Below are 20,118 nucleotides of genomic sequence, written 5' to 3'. Positions count from 1 at the left end.
ACCATCATCGATTGACGATGGATGCCTTTTTCCGCAGATCATCGAGATATTGCTTGTTGACCGCTTCCGCCGTGGCATCGGGTTTCTGGTTGGCCGCTGCCGCTTCCTGCGAGAAAACAAGGCGGGCGACGCGGTCATCGGAAAGCTGGCGCGTTGCGCAGACACCGAGGAATTCGACGCCCTTGTCGGTGTCGAGTGTGGTGGTCGCGTGTCCGGGCGAAGTGGCGGTGACCTGTTTCGACCATTCCGGCGGCAGTTCCTGTTCGACGAAACGGCCGAGATCGCGGACGGTCACGTCCAGTATGCCCTTGGCCATATCGCGCGTTGAGTCACAGCCGTTGAACTTGGCGCGCAGCGCGTTGGCCTCGTTGCGGCGCTTGGCGATGTTGGCGCGATCGGCGGCCGGAACAACGAAAATGACCTGCTGCAATGTGAATTCGGTCGAGACGGGCTTCTTGCCGCCATCCTTCAGCATGCGCTGCACGGCATCCTGCTCGGACACGCGGCTGCCGCCCTGCGACCGGTTGCGGGTGCTGAGGGCACGGCCCCAGCCCATCTGCAGGCGGATATATTCCTTGAAATGGTCGGCAGTCACGCCGGCCTTGTCGAGGACGCCGGTGAGCTGGGCAAGGGTCATCTTGTTGTTGGTGGCAAAGCGCTCGAAAGCCTGATTCACTTCGGTATCGGAAACGACGATGTTCAGCCGCCGCATTTCCTGGCGTTTCAGCATGTCGTCGGTGAGTTCCTCCCGCGCCATCTGCGGCAGGTTGCCCTTCTTGTGCTGCAGCTTCAGAAAGGCCGCGCGCCGGGCAATGTCATAATCGGTAATCGGCATTCCATTGACAATTACCTTGACGTCGCTCGCTTGCGCAGGCAGCGAAATGCCCGCCGCCAGGCCCGAGCCCAAAGCGGTAACAATCGCCGCCGCAAGAATGTGCTTCCTCACCATCATGTTCCACATTATCCGATCATTATGGATCTCTTTTGACCATTTTGACAAAAATGACCGGCAAAATCCATTCCTGTGAGATTCATTTCCGTTCTTATTGCCGTTTTACTAAGGCAAAAGCATGACTGGCCGCAAGGGCGGCCAGTTGAAAAGAAATAATCAAATGCCGCCAATATCGACAGGCTTGCCGAATTCCCACAGCGTGCGGAAGGAGATCTGGAACCCGTATGTTGTTGTCGTTTCGCCGGCTGTACCAGTGCCGGTGATGGGCCGCTGCTGCGTATAGTACATCTGGTAGGTGAAGCACTCATCGTCATAGGCAATGGCTGCCGTGCGCTTCACCAGTGTGTCATGCACGATATCGTAGGTGCCCGAGCCGAGAAGACGCCAGTTCGGTGTCAGCTTGGCTGTGCCGCCAAGGGTGACTTCCTGCCTGTCCTCGGTGAAGCCATAGGTGGGCTGAGCGCCGATGAATGCGTATTTCCCGAAAACCGAGCCGTACTTGCCGGCGCCCGTCGCTGCGACTTCGGCACGATGAACCTCGAACGTATCCTTGTCGAAGCGGCCGCCCGTCGTCAGCGTGTAGGCGCCGTAGTTGGCGCCGAGCATCGCAACATAGTCGGAACGTGCTGTTTCCAGTCCCGATTCCGCGCCCGCATTGACAAAATCCTGCGATGCAAAGGAATTCACGCCGCCCAGCTGGAACGATTGGCCGGCAATACCGTTGAGCGACAGGCCGTTGTTGAACGTACCGGAATAACGAATACCCAGATTGGCGCGTGTGCCGCCCTCGACGCGGTCGTAACCGGAGAACTTGTCCCGTTCGAACAGGCTTGAGGCATCGAAGACAAAGCTTTGCGCATCTTCGTTCGGCATCTGGCCGGCATAGGGCTCGTTGTTGCGGACAAAGAGCTGTGCCGTCGGTTCAAGCACATGGGTTGAATTGGCTGCCGTGAAGAGGATCGGGTATTTGGCTTCGAGCCCGGCGGTTGCCATGCCGCGGAAAGCCTGGTCGCGGGTGACGCCAGGAGAACTCGAGTCGACATACATGCCATCGCCGCGCAGGGCGAGAATGGGCGTCAGGACAAGGCCGCTATCGGTAATGAATGTACGCTTCCACTCGACCTCGCCGGTGATACGGCCATCATTGCCCTTGATACCGGCGAGATAGCCGGAGCGCGGCAGACCTGTGTATCCCGCATTGGCATCTACCTTGTCGCGATACAGCGCCTGCACGTTCAAGTTGAAGTTCAACTCGCCGCCGGCAAGAGGCTGGGTGGGGATATAGGCATAGTCGAGACTTGGCAGAACCCAGGGCTGCTTCTGTTCAGATGAAGCAGGATTGGAATTGGTCCACCCTTCCTGAACGTGAAACTTGTAGAGCCGCACGTCAAAATAGTTCCGGTCATGCAGGCCGGTCAGGTAGATCTGGTCGGTCTTGTTGTAGTCCGCATAGCCTTCGAGGCCATAGCGATAGGCAAAGGCCTTATCCGACTGCACCATTGCATCCCAGCCGAGGGTCCAGCGCGGGTTGATGCGAAGCGAGCCCTTCGAACCGATCATGCCGCGGCCGGTATTGTCCCGGTCGACCTCATCGGTCGTGGCGAATTCACCGGGCTTCTGCTGGCTGATGCCGGCGACACGGATGCTGTACTCGCCGTTTTCCAGGCGATGGCGCCATTCAGCGTCCGCCAGGAAACCCTGCTTCGTATAGCCGGTGCCGGTCAGCGTCAGGTCATAATTGGGGGCGAGCGCCCAGAAGTAGGGAACACTGACGCCATAGCCGAGATTCGTCTCGTATTTGTAGCTCGGCATCAGGAAGCCGCTTTTGCGCTTCACGGTCGGATCGGCGATTTCAAACGCCGGCAGGAAGGCCAGGGGCATGCCGAACAGCTCGAAGCGTCCGCGCTCGAACCGGATGGTCTTGTTCTTGCCGTTCCAGACGATCCTCTGGGCGCGCACCTGCCAGAGCGGGGCCTTGCCTGGCTTGTCGCGGCAGGGTTCGCAGGCGGTATAAATACCGTTGTTGAACTTGGTGATTTCGCCGCCGATGCGCTCGGCGCTTTCCGCCGCGAAGCGCGTGTTATCAGCAGCCTCGACGCGCAGCGTGTTGACGAAACCTTCCTTGAAGTCATCGGTGACATCGAGATTTTCCGCATAGATGCGGTTGCCGTCCTTTTCGACGATCTCGACCTTGCCGACGGCCTTCAGGCGGCCGGTCTTCTGGTCATAGGTAACCTGACGGGCAACGAGGCGGTTGCCGTCATATTCGATCTTCACGCCGCCGACGGCCGAAATCGTCTTGGCATTGATATCATAGACGAGTTCATCCGATTCCAGCAGCATCTGCGCATTCGGATTCGTCTTGAAATTACCTGCGAGGGCATCTTTTGTCTGGGCCAAGGCCGGGAACGAAATCCCGCCTGCAAGGCATAGCACGGCCGTCCCGCACATAAGCCGTGCGAGCCACGTCGGCAACACCGAGCGCGTTACATTCAATCCCACTCTAACCATCCTCCTTGTGCAGCAGAAAGGAGACCCCAAAAAAAGTTGCGATCAGGACCGGAGTCCAAGCGGCAACGAAAGGCGGAACGAATCCCGCATTTCCGAATGCCTTGACCACAACTGTGACGACATAAAGCACGAAGCCCGCGAGGACGCCACCCAGAATCATCGTTCCAGATTGGCCAAAGCGAACAAATTTCAGCGAAACCGTCGCGGCGATTAGGGTCATCGCCATTAAAAGGGCAGGCAAAGCCAGCAAAGACTGGAAATGCATGTCAAAAGCATTGGCTGGATAGCCAAAAGAGCGAGCTGCGGCAATTTTGTTACGCAGCTCAAAAAAAGGAATTGTCTCGGGCCGGGCCAGACTTTCTTCAACGAATTCAGGCCGAAGATGCGTTGCGATGCGGACATCGCCCGGTGAAACAGGTGTCTCGCCCAGCACGAATTTCGTCACGTCCGTCAACTGCCAGTAACCGTCTTCCAGGTCAGCGGTTTTTGCGTCGAGACGCTCGATAATGTCCTTGTTCTTATCCAGCCGGATGAAGGAAGCATCGACCAAACGCAACCCGCGGTTGACGACATCCTTGGCACCGATGATGGTCTCGCCTTCATCGGTTTTCTGGCGCAGCCACGGCACGCGAGCATCGGTTGTATCGTTGGTTTTTCCGCTGCGCCAGGCCGCCTGCACGGCCTCGCTTTTCTCAAAGCCATAGGCGGCGAGCGGATTGACGATCAGGACGGCGAGAAGGCCGAACAAAAACGCACCGGTGCAGGCGGGCAGGAGAAACTGCCAGGCCGAGACACCGACGGAGCGAGCCACGACAAGCTCGTACTTCCGGTTCAGCGAGATCAGCGTGGTCATCGCCGAAAACAGCGCAATGAACGGAAACACCTGCTGCATGATGTAGGGAATGCGCATCACGGACAGGCCGAATGCCTGAATGGAGGAATATTCCGGCAGGGCGGCCAGCTTGCTCGACAGCTCGGTGAAATCGAGGATGAGGGCGAGCGCAAAACTTCCCATGAGGAAATAGCAGGTGATCGTCACGTAGCGGAGAAAGAAGTAACGTCCGAGTGTCCAGCCTATCATTCGTCACGCGCTCCACGTCCGGAGCGGGGATTTAGCAGCTTTGTCCTGACACCTGCAAGGGCCGCCTGTGGTGACGAAAACCCGTTCTTGAAGAAGTCGGCCAGCTTTGCCGGCATGCCGATCTGACGATTCGTCGCCAATGCATAGATGGCCGACAGGGTAACAAGAATCGGGAAAACAAAGAGGAAGGGAATGACGTTTTCATTCTTTTCCGAAGCCTGCCCGCTGGAATAGCTGATCCAGAAGACGATCAGGCTCAACGTGATCGCCGTGAAGGAGGCTGAAATGCGCGCCTCGCGGTGCGAACGCGAATCCGCGGCGGCGGCCAGCGAAATGAAGGCGAAAACGATGGGATACATCCAGTCGGTCAGCCGTTTGGCCAGCTCCGAGGTGTAGCGCAGCGGTTTCTGCTGGTAGACCGTATCGTTCGGATCCGGGTTCATCAGATAGTTCAGCGGACGATCTTTCGGGAAGATGGTGACGTCCTTGTCGTCCGATGGCAAAAATTCAGCAAGATCAAGAGCATAGGTGTTGAACTTGATGATCGACACATCGCCGGTCTTCACGTCGCGGCGGTCGATTTCGCCGTCCTTCATGACCAAGAGGCTCTGGTTGCCCTTGTCGACGACGAGGCCGTCCTTCGAATAGTAGAGGAGGTCGGTCACCGGATCGCGCGAATCGGACACGAACAGGCCCTTGATGGCGCCGTTGGCATCGCGGCTTTCAATCTGCAGATAGAGATCCTTGTCCAGCCGCTGGAACGAGCCCTGCTGCACGACGAGATTGATCACGTCGGAGCGGGCGTCGGCCAGCATCTGCCGCATGCTCATCTGCGAATACGGGGCGATGAAATTGGCGATGACGAATGAAAGACCGGCGACGACGACGGCAAAGAGCAGGACAGGCCGGATGACCGTGGAGCGCGGCGCGCCCGAGGCGTTGATGACGACGAGTTCCGAATCCTGGTTCATCGTCGACAGCGTCTGCGTCACGGCAATGACCAGCGCGAACGGCATGACGACGGGAAAAGCGGCGGGAAGCAGGTTGGAGCTGAACTTCAGGATGTAGAAGAAGCTCTGGCCGCTGGTGGTCAGGAAGTTGATGCGGCCGAGGACCTGGACGATCCACGTAATGCCGACTGCTGACAGGAGGACTGCCAGAAACATGACGACGATGCGTCGCAAGATGTAATACTCAATCAGGCGCATGTCATGTTTCGCAAAAGAGTTCCGCCACCTTGTTTGTCGACTTGCCGCTCACGGATGAACGACCATTTCATGTATGCCATGCAATCCATGGCATTATTTTGCCGCACTATGGGACGAACCCGTTATATGTTCAATCTAGTCAGGCTTGGCTAAAAATAGGCGAAGAAAGCTGGTTAACAAGGTGTTAGCGCCCGATACCTATCGTTACCCACTTCATTCATCAACTTTGATGAATTAGGAAGTCACAATTTGTTCAATCTGGAGATATCATGTCCAAACGACCATCCATCAGTTTTGCAAAGTTTGCTGCCGTCGAAAACGGAACCGCAATTTTGCTTCTGGCAGCCGAAGGCAAGGCCGCGCAGGAAGCCGAATCTGTCGTCGGGCAGGCGTTGCTGTCGCGTATCATCGATGTCTCGGATTTCAAGGGAAAACTTGCAGCGAGCCTGAGCACGCTTGCACCTGGCGGCACCGAGCTTGACCGCCTGGTCCTGGTCGGCGCCGGCGATCCGGCCAAGCTGAAAGCCGATGACTGGCTGAAACTGGGCGGTTCCGCCTTCTCGAAGATCGGCAAGGCCAAGCATGTTTCCGTGGTTCTGGCGTTGCCGGATACGGACGTGTCGGGTGAAAATGCCGCGGATTTCGCGCTCGGCATCCTGCTGCGCGCCTATACGTTCGACAAGTACAAGACGAAGAAGGGCCGGGATGACGAGAGCCGGGACGACAAGTCCTCGGCCAAGATCACCCTTCTCGTGGCCGATCCGCAGGCGGCAAAGAAGGCCTTTGCCAATGCCGAAGCCGTGGCGGAAGGCGTTATCCTGGCGCGCGACCTCGTCAATGAACCCGCCAATATTCTCGGACCGGTTGAATTTGCCGAACGTATCGAGGAGTTGAAGAAGCTCGATGTGAAGGTCGAGATTCTCGACCCCAAGGATATGAAGAAGCTGGGCATGGGCTCGCTGCTCGGTGTCGCCCAAGGGTCGGTGCGCCCGGCACGGCTTGCGATCATGGAATGGCAGGGCGGCAAGGGCAAGGAAGCGCCCATCGCCTTCGTCGGCAAGGGGGTGGTGTTCGATTCCGGCGGTGTCTCGATCAAGCCGGCCGCCGGCATGGACGAGATGAAGGGCGACATGGGCGGTGCGGCCGCCGTCACCGGCCTCCTGCACACGCTGGCAAGCCGCAAGGCCAAGGTCAATGTGGTCGGCATCGTCGGTCTCGTTGAAAACATGGTCGACGGCAACGCCCAGCGTCCCGGCGACATCGTCACCTCCATGTCGGGCCAGACCATCGAGGTGCTCAACACCGACGCGGAAGGCCGGCTGGTGCTGGCGGATGCGCTTTACTATTGCAACGAGCGTTTCCAGCCGAAATTCATGGTCAACCTCGCCACGCTGACCGGTGCGATCATGGTTGCGCTCGGCCAGTCGCATGCGGGGCTGTTCTCCAATGACGACACGCTGGCGGCGCAGCTGTTCGATGCGGGGCAGTCGACCGGCGAGAAAGTGTGGCGCATGCCGCTCGGCGCGGAATATGACAAGCTGATCGATACCAAGAACGCTGACATGAAGAACATCGGCACCCGCTTTGGCGGCGCCATCATCGCAGCGCAGTTTTTGAAGCGGTTTGTCGGGGATACGGCCTGGGCGCATCTGGATATCGCCGGTACCGCCATGGGCACACCGGCCAGCGAGTACAACCAGTCGTGGGCGTCCGGTTTCGGCGTCCGCCTGCTTGACCGGCTGGTCCAGGACAATTTCGAAGGCTGACGAGACTGTGGTGCGTGGTTCGACAAGCTCACCATGAGGGAGGGAGTGGATTGCAGGGAGCCTTATTCCGCGACGTTCGCGATTGGCATTGCAACCAAATCACATTCCTCATGGTGAGCTTGTCGAACCACGCACCACCCAATCTTTGACGAATCGGTCAAGGACTGCTTGAACGAAGTGACACTGGCGCGTTTTTGAGCCAAGAGAGACAATGACCGAAATCCTCTTCTACCACCTGACTGAATCGACACTGGAAAACGCGCTTCCGGGTCTGGTCGAGCGCTCGCTGAGCCGCCAGTGGAAGGTGGTCATCCAGACCGGATCGCAGGAGCGGCGCGACAGTCTCGACAATCATCTGTGGACCTGGTCGGATGCGTCGTTTCTGGCCCATGCCACGGATCAGGAGCCGCACCCGGAGGAGCAGCCGGTGATACTGACCACGGGCGAGGACAATCCGAACGGGGCCACCGTGCGCTTTCTGGTGGATGGCGCGGTTCCGGCGCATGTGGAAGCCTATGAACGGCTCGTGCTGATGTTCGACGGGCACGACCAGATACAGCTTGAACAGGCGCGAGAGCAGTGGAAGCAGTTGAAGGCCGGGGGGCACACGCTGACCTATTGGCAGCAGAATGCCGAGGGCCGCTGGGAAAAGAAGGCCTGAGAGATGCGCAAGCTGCTGCTGTTGCTCCTGCTCGCCGGTGTGGCACTTGGAATTGGCTATCCCTGGTACGCCTATAATTTTTCCGGCAGCGAGCTGGGGTCGTGGCGCGTGTTTGACCGGCCCGGCCCGTACAAGCCCGTGACGGTTTCGTTGAAGGCCAGCGATGGCCCGGTGCGGATCTTTGCCGACATGCAGCCGCTGCGCAGTTTCATTCCGGCCGAAGGGCGCACCGCGCTGACCTCGGTCGTATCGCGGGACGGCCGGGACGTGCTGGTCAAGACGCTTTCCTATGTCAATGCGCAGGCCGCCAACCGGGGATCGCCGCAGGGGCCGCGTTTCTATCGCGACCGGATCGGCGATATCGATCCCGTGGTATCGGGCGATTATACGTTCAGGATCGGACCCGGCGATGCCGATGGCCTCGACGTGGCGCAGGTGGATATCGTCCTGCGCAAAGGGGCGGTGAGCATCGACAAGCGCTTCGTTCCGGCTGGCCTGACCATGATCGCCGTCAGCATTTTCGGCCTGATCCGCCTGGGACGCCGCAAGGCCAACCCCAACAGCACGCCGCCAGCGCCCAAATGGGGACGATGATCGTGTCGCCGAGCAATGCCTGCCCGACACTGCTGACGCCGCGCCTGCGCCTGCGTCCGTTCGAAAGCCGCGATGAAGCCGGACTGCACGCCTGCCTCGCGAACGAAACGCTGACGCAGTATTGGGGCTTTACCGCCTGCACGACGATGGAGGAAACGCGGCGTTGCCTGCGCATCCTGGCAAAGACCACATCCCCCTACGATTCGATGGCCTGGGCGGTGGCCGACAGGACCACGGACGAGTGCATCGGCATGGTGAACTACCATCACCGCGAGGTCAGCAATCACCGGCTTGAAATCGGCTACATCCTGCGCCGCGAGTGGCACGGGCAGGGACTGATGAGCGAGGCGGTCAAGACCCTGATGGACTATTGCGTGGCCCATCTGAAGGCGCATCGCATCACGGCGATCATCCATCCCGACAACACCGCTTCGATCCGGCTGGCCAAACGGCTCGGCTTTCAATGCGAGGGCGGGCCGATGCGCGATTATTGGCGCGTCGGGAAAGGCTATATGAGCCCGATGCTCTACAGCTTCATTGCCAGCTGAGGGCTGTCCCCCGGCCTTTCCGTGATCCGGTAGGCGCAGCGCCGGGCGCCCTTCAATATATGCTCGAAGCGCCTGATCTCGACATCGGGACCGAGCGCCGCCTGAAATACATCGAGCTCCGACCGGCACAGTTTCTGGCATGCCCTGGCGGCCACGCAGATCGGGCAGTGGTTTTCCACCAGAACCAGCGCACCCGCCGCATCGCGGGTGGTTTGCGCCATGTACCCTTCGGCGGAGCGTATGTCCGCCAGACGCTGCACCCGTTGCTCGAGGGAGCCCGCGTCGGCGAGTTCCGTGCGATAGTGGTCGAGCGTGGCGGCTTCGCGGTGCGCGATCAGCTTGTCGAGCCCCGCATCGCCGAACACGGCTGACACGGACGCCAGTATATCGGCCGTCAGCGCCGCATGGTTGTCGGGAAACTGCCCGTTGCCTTCCTCGGTCAGGTGCCAGAAGCGTTTCGGGCGGCCGACGGTCTCGCGGCTGTCTTCAAAGGCGACGAGGCCATCCTCATGCAGCCGCCCAAGCATCTGCCGCACCGCGACGGAGGTAATGCCGAGGCGATCCGCCAGGGACGCGGCGGTCTGCGCGCCGGCGACTTTCAGGGAATAGAGCATGCGATTTGTCGTTCGATCCTGCATGTCGGCAATGTAACAAAATTCTTTTTAAAAGGCGATTGCTTATTTTATTAAGCGGAATATAAAAACATAAAACTTATTTAATTGAGGTGACGCCATGCATGACCCCGACGATACAGCCAGCGATGCCCGCTGGTCCGAGCTGCTGACCCCGCAGTTTTCCGCCGCGACCACGACGCTTTGCCTCGGCGTGGCGCTGTTTGCCTTCAACGGCTTTCTCGTTTCCACCTCCCTGCCGACGGCGGTGCGCGAGATCGGCGGGCTGAAGCTGATTTCCTGGGCCTTCACGCTCTATCTCGTCCTGTCCATTGTCGGCGGTGCCAGCGGCGCGCTGCTGAAGGGCAGGCTCGGCCCGCGCCGGGCACTGGTCGGGGCCGCCATCGTCTTTCTCGCGGGCACGCTGATTGCCGCCTTGGCCTCGTCGATGACGGAAGTGCTAGTCGGCCGCGCCCTGCAGGGGCTGGGCGAGGGCGTGATCGCCGCCATCTGCTATGCGCTCATTCCCGACCTGTTCCCATCGCGTCTGGTGGCAAAAGTGTTTGGCGCCGAAGCCGTCGTCTGGGCCATCGCCGCCTTCGGTGGTCCGCTGGTTGCCGGGCTTTTGACGGAAACCGTATCCTGGCGCGCCGCTTTCCTCGTCAATGTACCCATGGCGCTGATCTTCATCGCGCTGGTGTTCCGCATCGTACCGCGTTCGGCGGCCGAAGCCGCACCGCTGTCCGTGCCTTTCCTGCGGCTGGGGGCGATTGGCGGCGGCATCATGCTGGTGGCGCTTGCCGGCATCATGCAGACCCTGACGCTGGAAGTCCTGTGTGTCGCCGGCGCTGCGGCCGTTCTCATTGCCGTCGTTGCGGTTGACCGCCGCAGCCGCACGCCGCTGTTCCCGTCCGACGCCTTTGCCCTGACGTCGACGGTCGGCATTGGCCTGTGGATCGTGCTGCTGATGCCCGTCGCCCAGGCCTCCACCTCGGTCTATCTCGTCATGACCCTGCAGAATCTCTGGGGTTATGGCCCGACCATGGCCGGTGCGTTCAGCGCCAGCTTTGCCGTCGCCTGGAGCACCATCGCCATTCTGGTGGCCAATGTGCAGGACCCGCGCCGCCGGTCGCGGATGATCCGGCTCGGACCGGTGCTGCTGGTGACGGGACTTGCGGTTCTCGTGCTCGGTTTCTCCGCCGATCTGCCCGTTGTCGTTCTGATCGGCCAGATGAGCATCGGCGCGGGGTTCGGGGTCAGCTGGGGCTTTTTGAGCCAGAGCGTGATGGAATCGGCGCGTGACGGCGAGCGCGACCGGGCTTCCGCCCTCCTGCCGACGCTGCAATCCGCCGGTTACGCCATCGGGGCTGCGGTGGCCGGTCTGGTCGCCAATGCCGCCAGCTATCCCCAGGCAACAAGCCCCGAAGCCTTGCGCGGCGCGACGATGATCATCTTTGCCGTCTCGACGATGATCGGCCTTGCCGCCATGATCGCCGGTTTCGCCCTGCCGCTGCGCAGGAAGACGGTGTTCGCCGCCGATCTGCCGTAGCGGCACGAAAAAGCCCGCCCTGACGAGGGGCGGGCGACAGTTCCGGTCGATCCGGAAAATCCAGGAGAGGGGAGGATTTCGACCTGCAAATCCCCTCTCTTGCGATTTCTACAGATCAGCCATCGCCTCTTCATATTCGGTCGACAGCGTCAGCCATTCCTCTTCCGCCCGGGCGAGCGAGGATTTGGCGTAACCGATTTCCTTGCCGATCTGCGTCGCCTTTGCGGGCTCGCGGCTGTAGATGACCGGATCGGCCAGCTGGTCCTGCAGGGTCTCGATCTTCTTTTGGAAGCGCTGCACCATGGCATCGGCTTCCTGGATCTTCTTCTGCAGCGGCTTCAGCGCTTCGCGCTTCTGCGCCGACAGCTTGCGCTGCTCGGCCTTGGTCAGCTTCTGTCCGTCATCGGCGTTGATCTTGCTGTTGCCGGAGCGCTCGGCCTTGGCATCGGCCAGAACCAACGAACGGTAGGCGTCGAGATCGCCGTCATAGGGCGCAACCGCGCCGTCACGCACCAGCCAGAGCCGGTCCATCGTGGCTTCGATCAAGTGCCTGTCGTGCGCAATCAGGATCACGGCACCGTCGAAATCATTGAGCGCATGCATCAGCGCTTCGCGGCTGTCGATATCCAGATGGTTGGTCGGCTCGTCCAGGATGAGCAGGTTCGGACCCTGGAAGGTCGCAAGCCCCATCAAAAGACGCGCCTTTTCACCGCCGGAAAGGTCCTTTGCCGCCGTGTTCATCTTCACCGTGGCCAGACCCATCTGCGAGACGCGGGCGCGCACCTTGGATTCCGGCGCATCGGGCATCAGCTTGCGCACATGCTCGATGGCATTGTCCTCGGGCACCAGATCGTCGAGCTGGTGCTGGGCAAAGAAGGAAATCTTCAGGTTCGGCGCCACCGTCATCCGGCCGCTCTGCAGTGCGAGACGTCCGCTGATCAGCTTGGCCAGTGTCGACTTGCCGTTACCGTTCGAACCCAGCAGCGCAATACGGTCGTCCGCATCGATACGCAGGTTGAGATGCTTGAGCACCGGCTTGCCCGGCGTGTAGCCGACTTCACCGCTTTCAACGGCGATGATCGGCGATGCCACCACCTTTTCCGGTTCGGGAAAATGGAACGGCGCCACATGGTCTTCGATCACCGACGAAATCGGCTTCAGCTTCTGCAGCGCCTTCAGGCGGGACTGCGCCTGCTTGGCCTTGGACGCCTTGGCGCGGAAACGCTCGACGAAGGCCTCCATGTGCTTGCGGTGCGCTTCCTGCTTGGTGCGCTGCTTCTGCTGCAGCTCCAGCGCTTCGCTGCGCAGCCGTTCGAACTGGTCGTAATTGCCCTGCCACAGCGTCAGCTTGGTCTGGTCGAGATGGATGATCGAATTGACGGCCGAGTTGAGAAGGTCGCGGTCATGGCTGATCAGGATGACCGTGTGCGGATAGCGGCGGACATAATCCTCCAGCCACAGCGTGCCTTCCAGATCGAGATAGTTGGTCGGCTCGTCCAGCAGCAGCAGGTCCGGCTCGGCGAAGAGCACGGCCGCCAGCGCCACGCGCATGCGCCAGCCGCCGGAGAAGGACGAGGCCGGGCGCTTCTGCGCTTCGGAATCGAAGCCGAGGCCGGAGAGGATCGCACCGGCGCGCGCTTCGGCCGAATGCGCGTCGATATCGACCAGACGGATGTGGATCTCGGCGATGCGGTGCGGGTCCGTGGCGGTTTCGGCTTCCGCGAGAAGGGCGGTGCGCTCCTGGTCGGCGGCCAGCACGATCTCAAGCAGGGAATCTTCCGTTCCCGGCGCTTCCTGCGCCACCTGGCCGATGCGGATGTTCTTGGGCAGGAAGAAATCGCCGGTTTCCGCCGGCATCTCGCCGGTGATCACCTTGAACAGGGTGGATTTGCCCGCGCCATTGCGCCCGACCAGTCCAGCCTTCGTGCCCGACGGCAGGTTGAGGTTGGCGTGATCGATCAGCAGGCGTCCGGCCATACGCACGGATATGTCGTTGAGAATAAGCATGGCCGCGCTTTTGCACGGGAAATGCGCTTTTCGCAAGCCGTGCATGCTGCAGATATCGCCCGATTGCGCGGGAAAGTCGGGTTAGGCGATATCTGTGTCCGATTGGGCACGCTTGTCAGGAGGTGCGTGGTTCGACAAGCTCACCATGAGGGAGGTGGTTTGGTGCAAGGCCAATCTGATACGTCGCAGAACTGGTTCCCTGCAATCTGCCCAAGTCCCTCATGGTGAGCTTGTCGAACCACGCACGCTGGTTATGCAATTCATCGCGGATTATAGGCGGCGCGCATGCGAAAATGCTGTTGCAGCAAATTGACTTTCCGCCGAAATGCGTCAGTCTTGCTGCCATAATATCCAAACAGAGGCGCCTTTCCATGGGAATCATTCTGCACGAACTCGTCGGTACGGATCTGAACAGGCCATTCAGCCCGCATTGCTGGAAAACCGTGATGTCGCTGGCCCACAAGGGCCTGCCGTTCAACCGCAATCGCGTGTCGTTCAAGGGTATTCCGGAGCTCGAAGGCGCGTTCTCGCCAAAGGTGCCCATCATCCGCGATGGCGATACGCGGGTGGCGGATTCCTTCGAGATCGCCCTGTATCTGGAAGACACCTATCCCGACCGGCCATCGCTGTTCAAGGGCGAGGGTGGCCGGGCCATGGCCCGCTTCGTCGAGGGCTGGTCGCAGATGACGCTGCATCCCTATCTGAATCTCGTCATCCTCATGCCGGTGCACGATATTCTCGATGCGCCGAACCAGGCCTATTTCCGCGAAAGCCGCGAGAAAATCTTCGGCCGTCCGCTGGAGGCGGTGGCTGCCGAACGTGACGCCAGGCACGACGCCTTCACCAAGAGCCTTGAGCCCCTGCGCAAGATGCTGCTGTCGCAGCCGTTCATCGGCGGCGAGGGCCCGCTGTTCAGCGATTACATCGTGTTCGGGGCGTTCCAGTGGGTGCGGGTGCTGACGCCGTTCAAGCTGCTGGACGAGAAGGATCCGGTGCACGCGTGGTTCGAGCGCTGCCTCGATCTGCATGGCGGCATTGCCCGCGAGATCAGTGCTGCTGCATAGGTCTGCAATTTGGGCAGCAGGGTTGTGCGTGGTTCGACAGGCTCACCATGAGGGAGATTGAGGATTGCAGGGGATATATTCTGCAACCTATCAGATTGGCATTGCAGTCAAACCACCGCCCTCATGGTGAGCTTGTCGAACCACGCACCATGCCATTGCCTGTTTCTCGGCACAGCCCCTTGGCAAAGGGGCTGCCTGACGCTATAGAGCCGCCATCCAATTCCCCTAACGACAAGGTTTTATTCCATGGCGATTGAACGCACTTTCTCGATGATCAAGCCCGACGCGACGCGCCGCAACCTGACCGGTGCCATCACACAGAAGCTGGAAGAGGCTGGTCTTCGTGTTGTTGCTTCCAAGCGCGTCTGGATGAGCCGCCGCGAAGCCGAAGGCTTCTACGCCGTTCACAAGGAACGTCCTTTCTTCGGCGAACTCGTTGAATTCATGTCCTCCGCACCGACCATCGTCCAGGTTCTGGAAGGCGAAAACGCCATTGCGCGCAACCGTGAAGTCATGGGCGCCACCAACCCGGCCAATGCCGACGAAGGCACCATCCGCAAGACATTCGCCCTGTCGATCGGCGAAAACTCCGTTCACGGTTCCGATGCGCCTGAAACAGCCGCAGAAGAAATCGCCTACTGGTTCTCCGGTACGGAAGTCGTCGGCTGATTGTTTCAGATCAGACAGCAAGAAGCCGGGATTTTCCCGGCTTTTTTGTTTTAAAGGGCTGTGAATTCAGTCCTGCCGCGCCAGCTGCGCAATGGTTTTGCGGGATACATCGCGCAAGATGAGTTTGCCGCCGACGACCGAAAAGGAACGGGTGCGTTCCAGCGCCGTAAAGAACTTGTGTTCCTGATCCATCAGGGCAGGCGGGCAGAGCTTGCGCGTTGCCGCCGCCGGCTTGAATGTGAGCTTGCGGCCTTTGACCACAGCCTTGCTCATGAAGCGGTTGCAGCCGCCGGAACCGCTCACCGCACCGTCACGGCCGATCGTGAGGGTTGTCTGGGCGAAGTCGATGACGCCGCCGCCATTGATGTCTTCCGCCAGCCAGGACACATCGGTAATGACCGGCACGCGGCTTTCGCTGTGTGCCTTGAACGACAGGCCGAACAGCGCGATCACGCCGGCGAAGCCGATGAAGAGTGACAGAATGGCAAGCCGTCTCATTTCTCAATCTCCTGCCAGCGCGTAAGCGCCGCCGCATCGGTCGATTTGGCCTCGACCCAGCCGCTCGCCGCACCGCTGGCAAGGTGTTCCTTCTTCCAGAAGGGTGCGGCATTCTTCAGATAATCCATCAGGAAGGCGGCAGCGTCAAAGGCGGCGCGGCGATGGGCGGAGGCAGCCACGACCAGCACGATGTTCTCGCCCGGCCGGATCATGCCATAGCGGTGGATGACCGTAAGCCCCGTCAGCGGCCAGCGGCCGAGCGCTTCGCCGGCAATACGGGTGATCTCGCGGGCGGCCATTTCGGGGTAATGCTCGATTTCCAGCGCCTGGAGCGTCCCGGCTTTATCCCGGCACAGCCCGCTGAAGGTGACGACGGCGCCAATGTCATGGCGTCCCGATGTCAGGCGGGCAATTTCAGCGGCCGTATCGAAATCGTCGCTCTGGATGGCGACGCGCGGTCTGATCGCGCCGGACATGGCTTCAGCCGCCGGTCATGGGCGGGAACAGGGCAATCTCATGCGCGCCGCCAATCGGCGTCTTGTGGTCGACATGTTCCTGGTTGATGGCCACGCGGATGACGTCCTGATATTCCAGCGCCGCCTCATATTCCTCGCCGCGGGTTTTGAGATGGCTCAGGAGATCGCCGACGGTCACGATGGAGGGCGCGAGATCGATGATCTCCTCGCCCTTGCCGATGCGTTCGCGCACCCACGCGAAATATACAAGCTTCACTGCCATGGCTCTAATCTACCACATGTTTGAGGCCGGCACGGAAATAGTCCCAGCCGGTATAGAGTGTCACGAGGGCCGCCACCCACAGCAGGGCGATGCCGAACTGCGTCGTATGCGGCACGATCTTGTCACCGGCGGGTCCCGCCAGAAGGATGGCCACGGCAAACATCTGGATCGTCGTCTTCCATTTCGCCAGCTGGCTCACCGGCACGCTGACCTTCAGTTCCGCCAGATATTCGCGCAGGCCCGAAACGAGAATTTCGCGGCACAGGATGATGATCGCTGCCCACAGCGTCCAGCCGGCAATGGTTCCGTCCGCCGCCAGCAGCAAAAGGCAGGCCGATACCAGCAGTTTGTCGGCTATCGGATCGAGCATGCGGCCGATCGTCGAGGTCTGTTTCCAGATGCGCGCGAGATAGCCGTCGAAGAAGTCGGTGATGCTGGCAATGGCGAAAATCGCCAGCGCGCCCCAGCGCGCCGCATCGCTGGATTGCAGGCTGCCTTCAAGGAAAAAGCACAGCACGACCAGCGGCACCGCGAGAATGCGCCCATAGGTCAACAGGTTCGGCAAGGAGTAGGCGTTGTTCTTGGGCATATTTCCAACCAATCAAATCAGTGCCGATCAAACGGGCTTGTCCGCCAAACGTCAAGCTCATCATTCCGGAGTCGGGCGCAATTGTGTCCCGATTTCAATAAGTAAACCAAACTAGGTGCGAAAATGATCGCGAATGGTGATGGCCATTGCTTCCGATATCCCGTCCACCTTCATCAGATCCTCGACAGCGGCCTGCGATACAGCTTTAGCCGTGCCAAACTGATGAAGCAGTGCACGTTTGCGTGAAGGGCCGATCCCGGCGATCTCATCCAGCGGATTCTTGACCATTTCCTTCTTGCGCTTGGCGCGGTGCGTGCCGATGGCAAAACGGTGCGCCTCGTCGCGCAGCCGCTGCAGGAAATAGAGGACAGGATCGCGCGGCGGCAGGGTGAAGGACTGCTTGCCCTCCATGAAAAACCGCTCGCGCCCGGCATCGCGGTCCACGCCCTTGGCAACGCCGATGGCCGTCACCTTGTCGGCAATCCCCATCTCCTGCAGAATGCCGCGCACCGCACTCATCTGGCCCTGTCCGCCGTCGATCAGGATGATATCAGGCCATGCAGGGAAGGCATCGGACTCCTCGTCGAACTCGTCGATCTCCTCATCCGCCGGTGCATCCGGCATGTCCTTGTTTTCCGGCGTGCCATGTTCCTTGACGAGGCGGCTGAACCGGCGCTCGATCACTTCGCGCATCATGCCGAAATCGTCGCCCGGCGTGATCTCGGTCGAGCGGATGTTGAACTTGCGGTACTGGTTTTTGACAAAACCCTCCGGGCCCGCGACGATCATGCCGCCGATGGCATTGGTACCCATGATGTGGGAGTTGTCGTAGACCTCGATGCGGCGCGGTGGTTTTTCCAGACCGAAGGTTTCCGCGACACCCTTGAGCAGGCGCGACTGCGACGAGGTTTCGGCCAGCTGGCGGCCAAGCGCCTCGCGGGCATTGCTGAGCGCGTGTTCGACAAGATCCTTCTTCTCGCCGCGCTGCGGCACGGTGATCGTCACCTTGCGGTCGGATTTCGCCGTCAGGGCGACACCGAGCAGCTCCTGATCCTCGACCGTTTCCGACAGCATGATCAGCGAGGGGCAGGGCTTGTCGTCGTAGAACTGCGCCAGAAAGGCCCCGAGCACCTCGGCGCTCGACAGCGACGAGTCGGCCTTGGGATAATAGGCGCGGTTGCCCCAGTTCTGGCCCGTGCGGAAGAAGAACACCTGAATGCAGGTGGTGCCGCCGTCCTGGTAGATGGCAAAGACATCGGCCTCTTCAACCGATTGCGGGTTGATGCCGGAATGCGACTGGACGTGGGAGAGAGCAGACAGGCGGTCGCGATAGACCGCCGCGCGCTCGAAATCGAGTTCGGCGGAGGCTTCGCGCATGGCATCGGACAGATGGGTTTTCACCGCCTGGCTCTTGCCGGACAGAAACGCCTTGGTCTCGGTGACCAGCTCGTCATAATCCGCTTCGCTGATTTCACCGGTGCAGGGACCGGAGCAGCGCTTGATCTGGTAGAGCAGGCACGGACGCGTGCGGTTTTCGTAGAACGAATCGGTGCAGGTGCGCAGCAGGAAGGCGCGTTGCAGCGCGTTGATCGTGCGCCCGACAGCACCCGCCGAGGCAAAGGGGCCGAAATAATCGCCCTTCGAGGAGCGGGCACCGCGATGCTTGAAAATGCCCGGTGCCAGCCGCCGGTCGGTCTGCTTGGGCGCCGTCAGCAGGATATAGGGAAACGACTTGTCGTCCCGCATCAGAACATTAAAGCGCGGGCGCAAGCGCTTGATGAGATTCGCTTCCAGCAGCAGCGCTTCGGTCTCGGTACGGGTGACGACGAATTCCATTTTCATGGTTTCGCGGATCATGCGGGCGATACGGTTGTTGTGACCCTGACCGCGCGCATAGTTGGAAACGCGCTTCTTCAGGTTGCGGGCCTTGCCCACATAGAGCACATCGCCGTCGCCGTTGAACATGCGGTAGACGCCGGGCTTGTTAGGCAGCCGCTTGACCAGTTCGCCAATAACATCGGCACCGCTGGTTCCGTCGCTTTCGACGCTGGAATCCCATTCGATCGCATTGATCAGTGCGGCGACATCGCGGATCGGCTCGCTGTTTTCCTCGGCGAGCGGACCGTCATCATCCAGCATCACATCGGTATCCTCCGCGTTCCCGTCGGGGGAAAGCGGCGGGGCCGGATCGATAGCCGGATGATTGCGTGCGTTGGTCATTCTGCCATTCCCGTGACATCCGGCGTCTCCCACGCCAGATGCTGCCCGCCATCCAGGGCAATCATTTGCCCGGTGATGGAGCGCGTCTGCCAGAGATAGCGGATCGTGTTGCCGAATTCTGCCAGATCGGGCCCGTGTTTCAACAGCAGGCCGTCAACTTGTTGTTCAAAATCGATTCTCTCCTGACGTTCGCCCTGCATGGTCGGCCCCGGACCGATGGCATTGACCCGGATATGCGGGGCCAGCGCCTGCGCCATGGTCTGGGTCGCGGCCCACAATGCGGCCTTCGACAGGGTGTAGGAGGTGAATTTCGGCGTGAGCCGCCACACGCGCTGGTCGATAATATTGACAATGAGGCCGTTCTCCCCGTCGGGAAGCGCCGATTTCATCGCATCCGCCAGCAGGACCGGGGCCTTCACATGCACGGCGAAATGCCTGTCCCAGACGTGGTCGTCGAAATTGCCGAACCCGTCATCATGAAAGATCGATGCATTGTTGACAAGAATTTCCACCGGACCGAGCGCATCCTCGGCGCTGCCGATCAGGCCGCGAACCGCATCGCCGTCGGTCAGATCCGCCTGGACCACCGCCGCGGTGCCTCCGGCCGCCTCTACTGCACGCAGCAGGGCCTGGCCTTCTTCGAGCGAATGATTGCAATGAATAGCCACAGCAAAACCGTTGGCGGCAAGATTCTCTACAATCGCCTTACCAACGCGCCTTGCGCCGCCTGTGACAAGGGCAACGGTCTTATCTCTGTGCAAATGGCTCTCCCAGTCCTGCGATTCATGCTCGAATATAGGGAGGATATCGGCAAAGCGCGAGGGTTTGGCGGCATCTGCACTGACAAATGAG

Annotated in this window: 19 protein-coding genes; 7 read left to right on the top strand and 12 right to left on the bottom strand. The window is 60.4% G+C overall.

Features of this window, described 5'->3' with window-relative positions; translation table 11 throughout:
• Nucleotides 1–4: 4 nt before the first annotated feature.
• From ACZ25R_RS14955 to ACZ25R_RS14940, 4 genes are all read right to left on the bottom strand, one after another.
• On the bottom strand, nucleotides 5–952 hold the full coding sequence (locus tag ACZ25R_RS14955; RefSeq protein ID WP_472461399.1) for a SurA N-terminal domain-containing protein: 948 nt from the start codon (nucleotides 950–952) through the stop codon (nucleotides 5–7).
• 156 nt (nucleotides 953–1,108) lie between these two features.
• Entirely contained in the window at nucleotides 1,109–3,454 is a 2,346-nt protein-coding gene (locus tag ACZ25R_RS14950) for an LPS-assembly protein LptD (RefSeq protein WP_472461398.1), read from the bottom strand.
• Between the two features lies 1 nt (nucleotide 3,455).
• Nucleotides 3,456–4,544 carry an LPS export ABC transporter permease LptG gene (gene lptG / locus ACZ25R_RS14945; protein WP_464659817.1) on the bottom strand — a complete coding sequence of 363 codons (1,089 nt, stop codon included), beginning with the start codon at nucleotides 4,542–4,544 and terminating at the stop codon, nucleotides 3,456–3,458.
• On the bottom strand, nucleotides 4,541–5,752 hold the full coding sequence (locus ACZ25R_RS14940; RefSeq protein WP_472461397.1) for an LptF/LptG family permease: 1,212 nt from the start codon (nucleotides 5,750–5,752) through the stop codon (nucleotides 4,541–4,543). Before ACZ25R_RS14940 ends, lptG begins: the two co-directional genes overlap by 4 nt.
• 269 nt (nucleotides 5,753–6,021) lie before the next feature.
• On the opposite strand from ACZ25R_RS14940, the gene ACZ25R_RS14935 reads away from it, so the two are divergent.
• The 4 genes from ACZ25R_RS14935 to ACZ25R_RS14920 all read left to right on the top strand — a co-directional run bounded on the left by ACZ25R_RS14935 (nucleotide 6,022) and on the right by ACZ25R_RS14920 (nucleotide 9,321).
• Entirely contained in the window at nucleotides 6,022–7,518 is a 1,497-nt protein-coding gene (locus ACZ25R_RS14935) for a leucyl aminopeptidase (protein WP_472461396.1), read from the top strand.
• Between the two features lie 211 nt (nucleotides 7,519–7,729).
• A complete protein-coding gene (locus ACZ25R_RS14930; RefSeq protein ID WP_472461395.1) occupies nucleotides 7,730–8,179 on the top strand; it encodes a DNA polymerase III subunit chi in 450 nt (149 codons plus the stop codon).
• Between the two features lie 3 nt (nucleotides 8,180–8,182).
• On the top strand, nucleotides 8,183–8,773 hold the full coding sequence (locus tag ACZ25R_RS14925; RefSeq protein ID WP_472461394.1) for a hypothetical protein: 591 nt from the start codon (nucleotides 8,183–8,185) through the stop codon (nucleotides 8,771–8,773).
• Between the two features lie 2 nt (nucleotides 8,774–8,775).
• A complete protein-coding gene (locus tag ACZ25R_RS14920) occupies nucleotides 8,776–9,321 on the top strand; it encodes a GNAT family N-acetyltransferase (protein ID WP_223611232.1) in 546 nt (181 codons plus the stop codon).
• Here the strand turns inward: ACZ25R_RS14920 and ACZ25R_RS14915 are convergent.
• The gene (locus ACZ25R_RS14915) at nucleotides 9,300–9,935 is read right to left on the bottom strand and encodes a helix-turn-helix transcriptional regulator (RefSeq protein ID WP_472461393.1); all 636 of its coding nucleotides are present in this window, start codon (nucleotides 9,933–9,935) and stop codon (nucleotides 9,300–9,302) included. The genes ACZ25R_RS14920 and ACZ25R_RS14915 overlap by 22 nt on opposite strands.
• A gap of 118 nt (nucleotides 9,936–10,053) precedes the next feature.
• Between ACZ25R_RS14915 and ACZ25R_RS14910 the strand changes: the two genes are divergently transcribed.
• On the top strand, nucleotides 10,054–11,481 hold the full coding sequence (locus tag ACZ25R_RS14910; RefSeq protein WP_472461392.1) for an MFS transporter: 1,428 nt from the start codon (nucleotides 10,054–10,056) through the stop codon (nucleotides 11,479–11,481).
• A 108-nt stretch (nucleotides 11,482–11,589) separates the two neighbouring features.
• On the opposite strand, the gene ACZ25R_RS14905 is transcribed toward ACZ25R_RS14910, so the two are convergent.
• On the bottom strand, nucleotides 11,590–13,488 hold the full coding sequence (locus tag ACZ25R_RS14905) for an ABC-F family ATP-binding cassette domain-containing protein (RefSeq protein ID WP_346307791.1): 1,899 nt from the start codon (nucleotides 13,486–13,488) through the stop codon (nucleotides 11,590–11,592).
• Between the two features lie 371 nt (nucleotides 13,489–13,859).
• Here ACZ25R_RS14905 and ACZ25R_RS14900 point away from each other — a divergent pair, with 371 nt between their 5' ends.
• On the top strand, nucleotides 13,860–14,552 hold the full coding sequence (locus ACZ25R_RS14900) for a glutathione S-transferase family protein (RefSeq protein WP_472461391.1): 693 nt from the start codon (nucleotides 13,860–13,862) through the stop codon (nucleotides 14,550–14,552).
• 246 nt (nucleotides 14,553–14,798) lie between these two features.
• A complete protein-coding gene (ndk, locus tag ACZ25R_RS14895) occupies nucleotides 14,799–15,221 on the top strand; it encodes a nucleoside-diphosphate kinase (RefSeq protein WP_077114036.1) in 423 nt (140 codons plus the stop codon).
• A 66-nt stretch (nucleotides 15,222–15,287) separates the two neighbouring features.
• Here ndk and ACZ25R_RS14890 read toward each other — a convergent pair whose 3' ends face one another.
• The 6 genes from ACZ25R_RS14890 to ACZ25R_RS14865 all read right to left on the bottom strand — a co-directional run bounded on the left by ACZ25R_RS14890 (nucleotide 15,288) and on the right by ACZ25R_RS14865 (nucleotide 20,027).
• The gene (locus ACZ25R_RS14890) at nucleotides 15,288–15,719 is read right to left on the bottom strand and encodes an META domain-containing protein (RefSeq protein WP_472461390.1); all 432 of its coding nucleotides are present in this window, start codon (nucleotides 15,717–15,719) and stop codon (nucleotides 15,288–15,290) included.
• Complete coding sequence (locus tag ACZ25R_RS14885) at nucleotides 15,716–16,195, bottom strand: molybdenum cofactor biosynthesis protein MoaE (protein WP_472461389.1); 480 nt, start codon at nucleotides 16,193–16,195, stop codon at nucleotides 15,716–15,718. Before ACZ25R_RS14885 ends, ACZ25R_RS14890 begins: the two co-directional genes overlap by 4 nt.
• Nucleotides 16,196–16,199: 4 nt before the next feature.
• Nucleotides 16,200–16,457, bottom strand: a complete 258-nt coding sequence (gene moaD / locus ACZ25R_RS14880; protein ID WP_346306802.1) for a molybdopterin converting factor subunit 1 — start codon at nucleotides 16,455–16,457, stop codon at nucleotides 16,200–16,202.
• Between the two features lie 4 nt (nucleotides 16,458–16,461).
• The gene (pgsA, locus tag ACZ25R_RS14875; RefSeq protein ID WP_223611225.1) at nucleotides 16,462–17,046 is read right to left on the bottom strand and encodes a CDP-diacylglycerol--glycerol-3-phosphate 3-phosphatidyltransferase; all 585 of its coding nucleotides are present in this window, start codon (nucleotides 17,044–17,046) and stop codon (nucleotides 16,462–16,464) included.
• A 111-nt stretch (nucleotides 17,047–17,157) separates the two neighbouring features.
• A complete protein-coding gene (gene uvrC, locus ACZ25R_RS14870; protein ID WP_472461388.1) occupies nucleotides 17,158–19,266 on the bottom strand; it encodes an excinuclease ABC subunit UvrC in 2,109 nt (702 codons plus the stop codon).
• The gene (locus ACZ25R_RS14865) at nucleotides 19,263–20,027 is read right to left on the bottom strand and encodes an SDR family oxidoreductase (RefSeq protein WP_223611224.1); all 765 of its coding nucleotides are present in this window, start codon (nucleotides 20,025–20,027) and stop codon (nucleotides 19,263–19,265) included. The genes uvrC and ACZ25R_RS14865 overlap by 4 nt, the downstream gene beginning before the upstream one ends.
• Nucleotides 20,028–20,118: the final 91 nt, after the last annotated feature.

Source organism: Phyllobacterium sp. RCAM01083 (genome assembly GCF_055685835.1).
The sequence above is the reverse complement of the archived record's forward strand: the minus strand, read 5'-3'. Positions and strand labels throughout refer to the sequence as shown.

Excerpts from the sequence above, each read along its gene's own strand:
- ACZ25R_RS14915 (WP_472461393.1), bottom strand. The coding sequence starts at position 9,935 with ATGCTCTATTCCCTGAAAGTCGCCGGCGCGCAGACCGCCGCGTCCCTG.
- ACZ25R_RS14925 (WP_472461394.1), top strand. The coding sequence starts at position 8,183 with ATGCGCAAGCTGCTGCTGTTGCTCCTGCTCGCCGGTGTGGCACTTGGA.
- ACZ25R_RS14885 (WP_472461389.1), bottom strand. The coding sequence starts at position 16,195 with ATGTCCGGCGCGATCAGACCGCGCGTCGCCATCCAGAGCGACGATTTC.
- ACZ25R_RS14935 (WP_472461396.1), top strand. The coding sequence starts at position 6,022 with ATGTCCAAACGACCATCCATCAGTTTTGCAAAGTTTGCTGCCGTCGAA.
- ACZ25R_RS14910 (WP_472461392.1), top strand. The coding sequence starts at position 10,054 with ATGCATGACCCCGACGATACAGCCAGCGATGCCCGCTGGTCCGAGCTG.
- ACZ25R_RS14900 (WP_472461391.1), top strand. The coding sequence starts at position 13,860 with ATGGGAATCATTCTGCACGAACTCGTCGGTACGGATCTGAACAGGCCA.
- ACZ25R_RS14930 (WP_472461395.1), top strand. The coding sequence starts at position 7,730 with ATGACCGAAATCCTCTTCTACCACCTGACTGAATCGACACTGGAAAAC.
- ndk (WP_077114036.1), top strand. The coding sequence starts at position 14,799 with ATGGCGATTGAACGCACTTTCTCGATGATCAAGCCCGACGCGACGCGC.
- uvrC (WP_472461388.1), bottom strand. The coding sequence starts at position 19,266 with ATGACCAACGCACGCAATCATCCGGCTATCGATCCGGCCCCGCCGCTT.
- ACZ25R_RS14905 (WP_346307791.1), bottom strand. The coding sequence starts at position 13,488 with ATGCTTATTCTCAACGACATATCCGTGCGTATGGCCGGACGCCTGCTG.
- pgsA (WP_223611225.1), bottom strand. The coding sequence starts at position 17,046 with ATGCCCAAGAACAACGCCTACTCCTTGCCGAACCTGTTGACCTATGGG.
- ACZ25R_RS14890 (WP_472461390.1), bottom strand. The coding sequence starts at position 15,719 with ATGAGACGGCTTGCCATTCTGTCACTCTTCATCGGCTTCGCCGGCGTG.
- lptG (WP_464659817.1), bottom strand. The coding sequence starts at position 4,544 with ATGATAGGCTGGACACTCGGACGTTACTTCTTTCTCCGCTACGTGACG.
- ACZ25R_RS14955 (WP_472461399.1), bottom strand. The coding sequence starts at position 952 with ATGATGGTGAGGAAGCACATTCTTGCGGCGGCGATTGTTACCGCTTTG.
- ACZ25R_RS14940 (WP_472461397.1), bottom strand. The coding sequence starts at position 5,752 with ATGCGCCTGATTGAGTATTACATCTTGCGACGCATCGTCGTCATGTTT.
- moaD (WP_346306802.1), bottom strand. The coding sequence starts at position 16,457 with ATGGCAGTGAAGCTTGTATATTTCGCGTGGGTGCGCGAACGCATCGGC.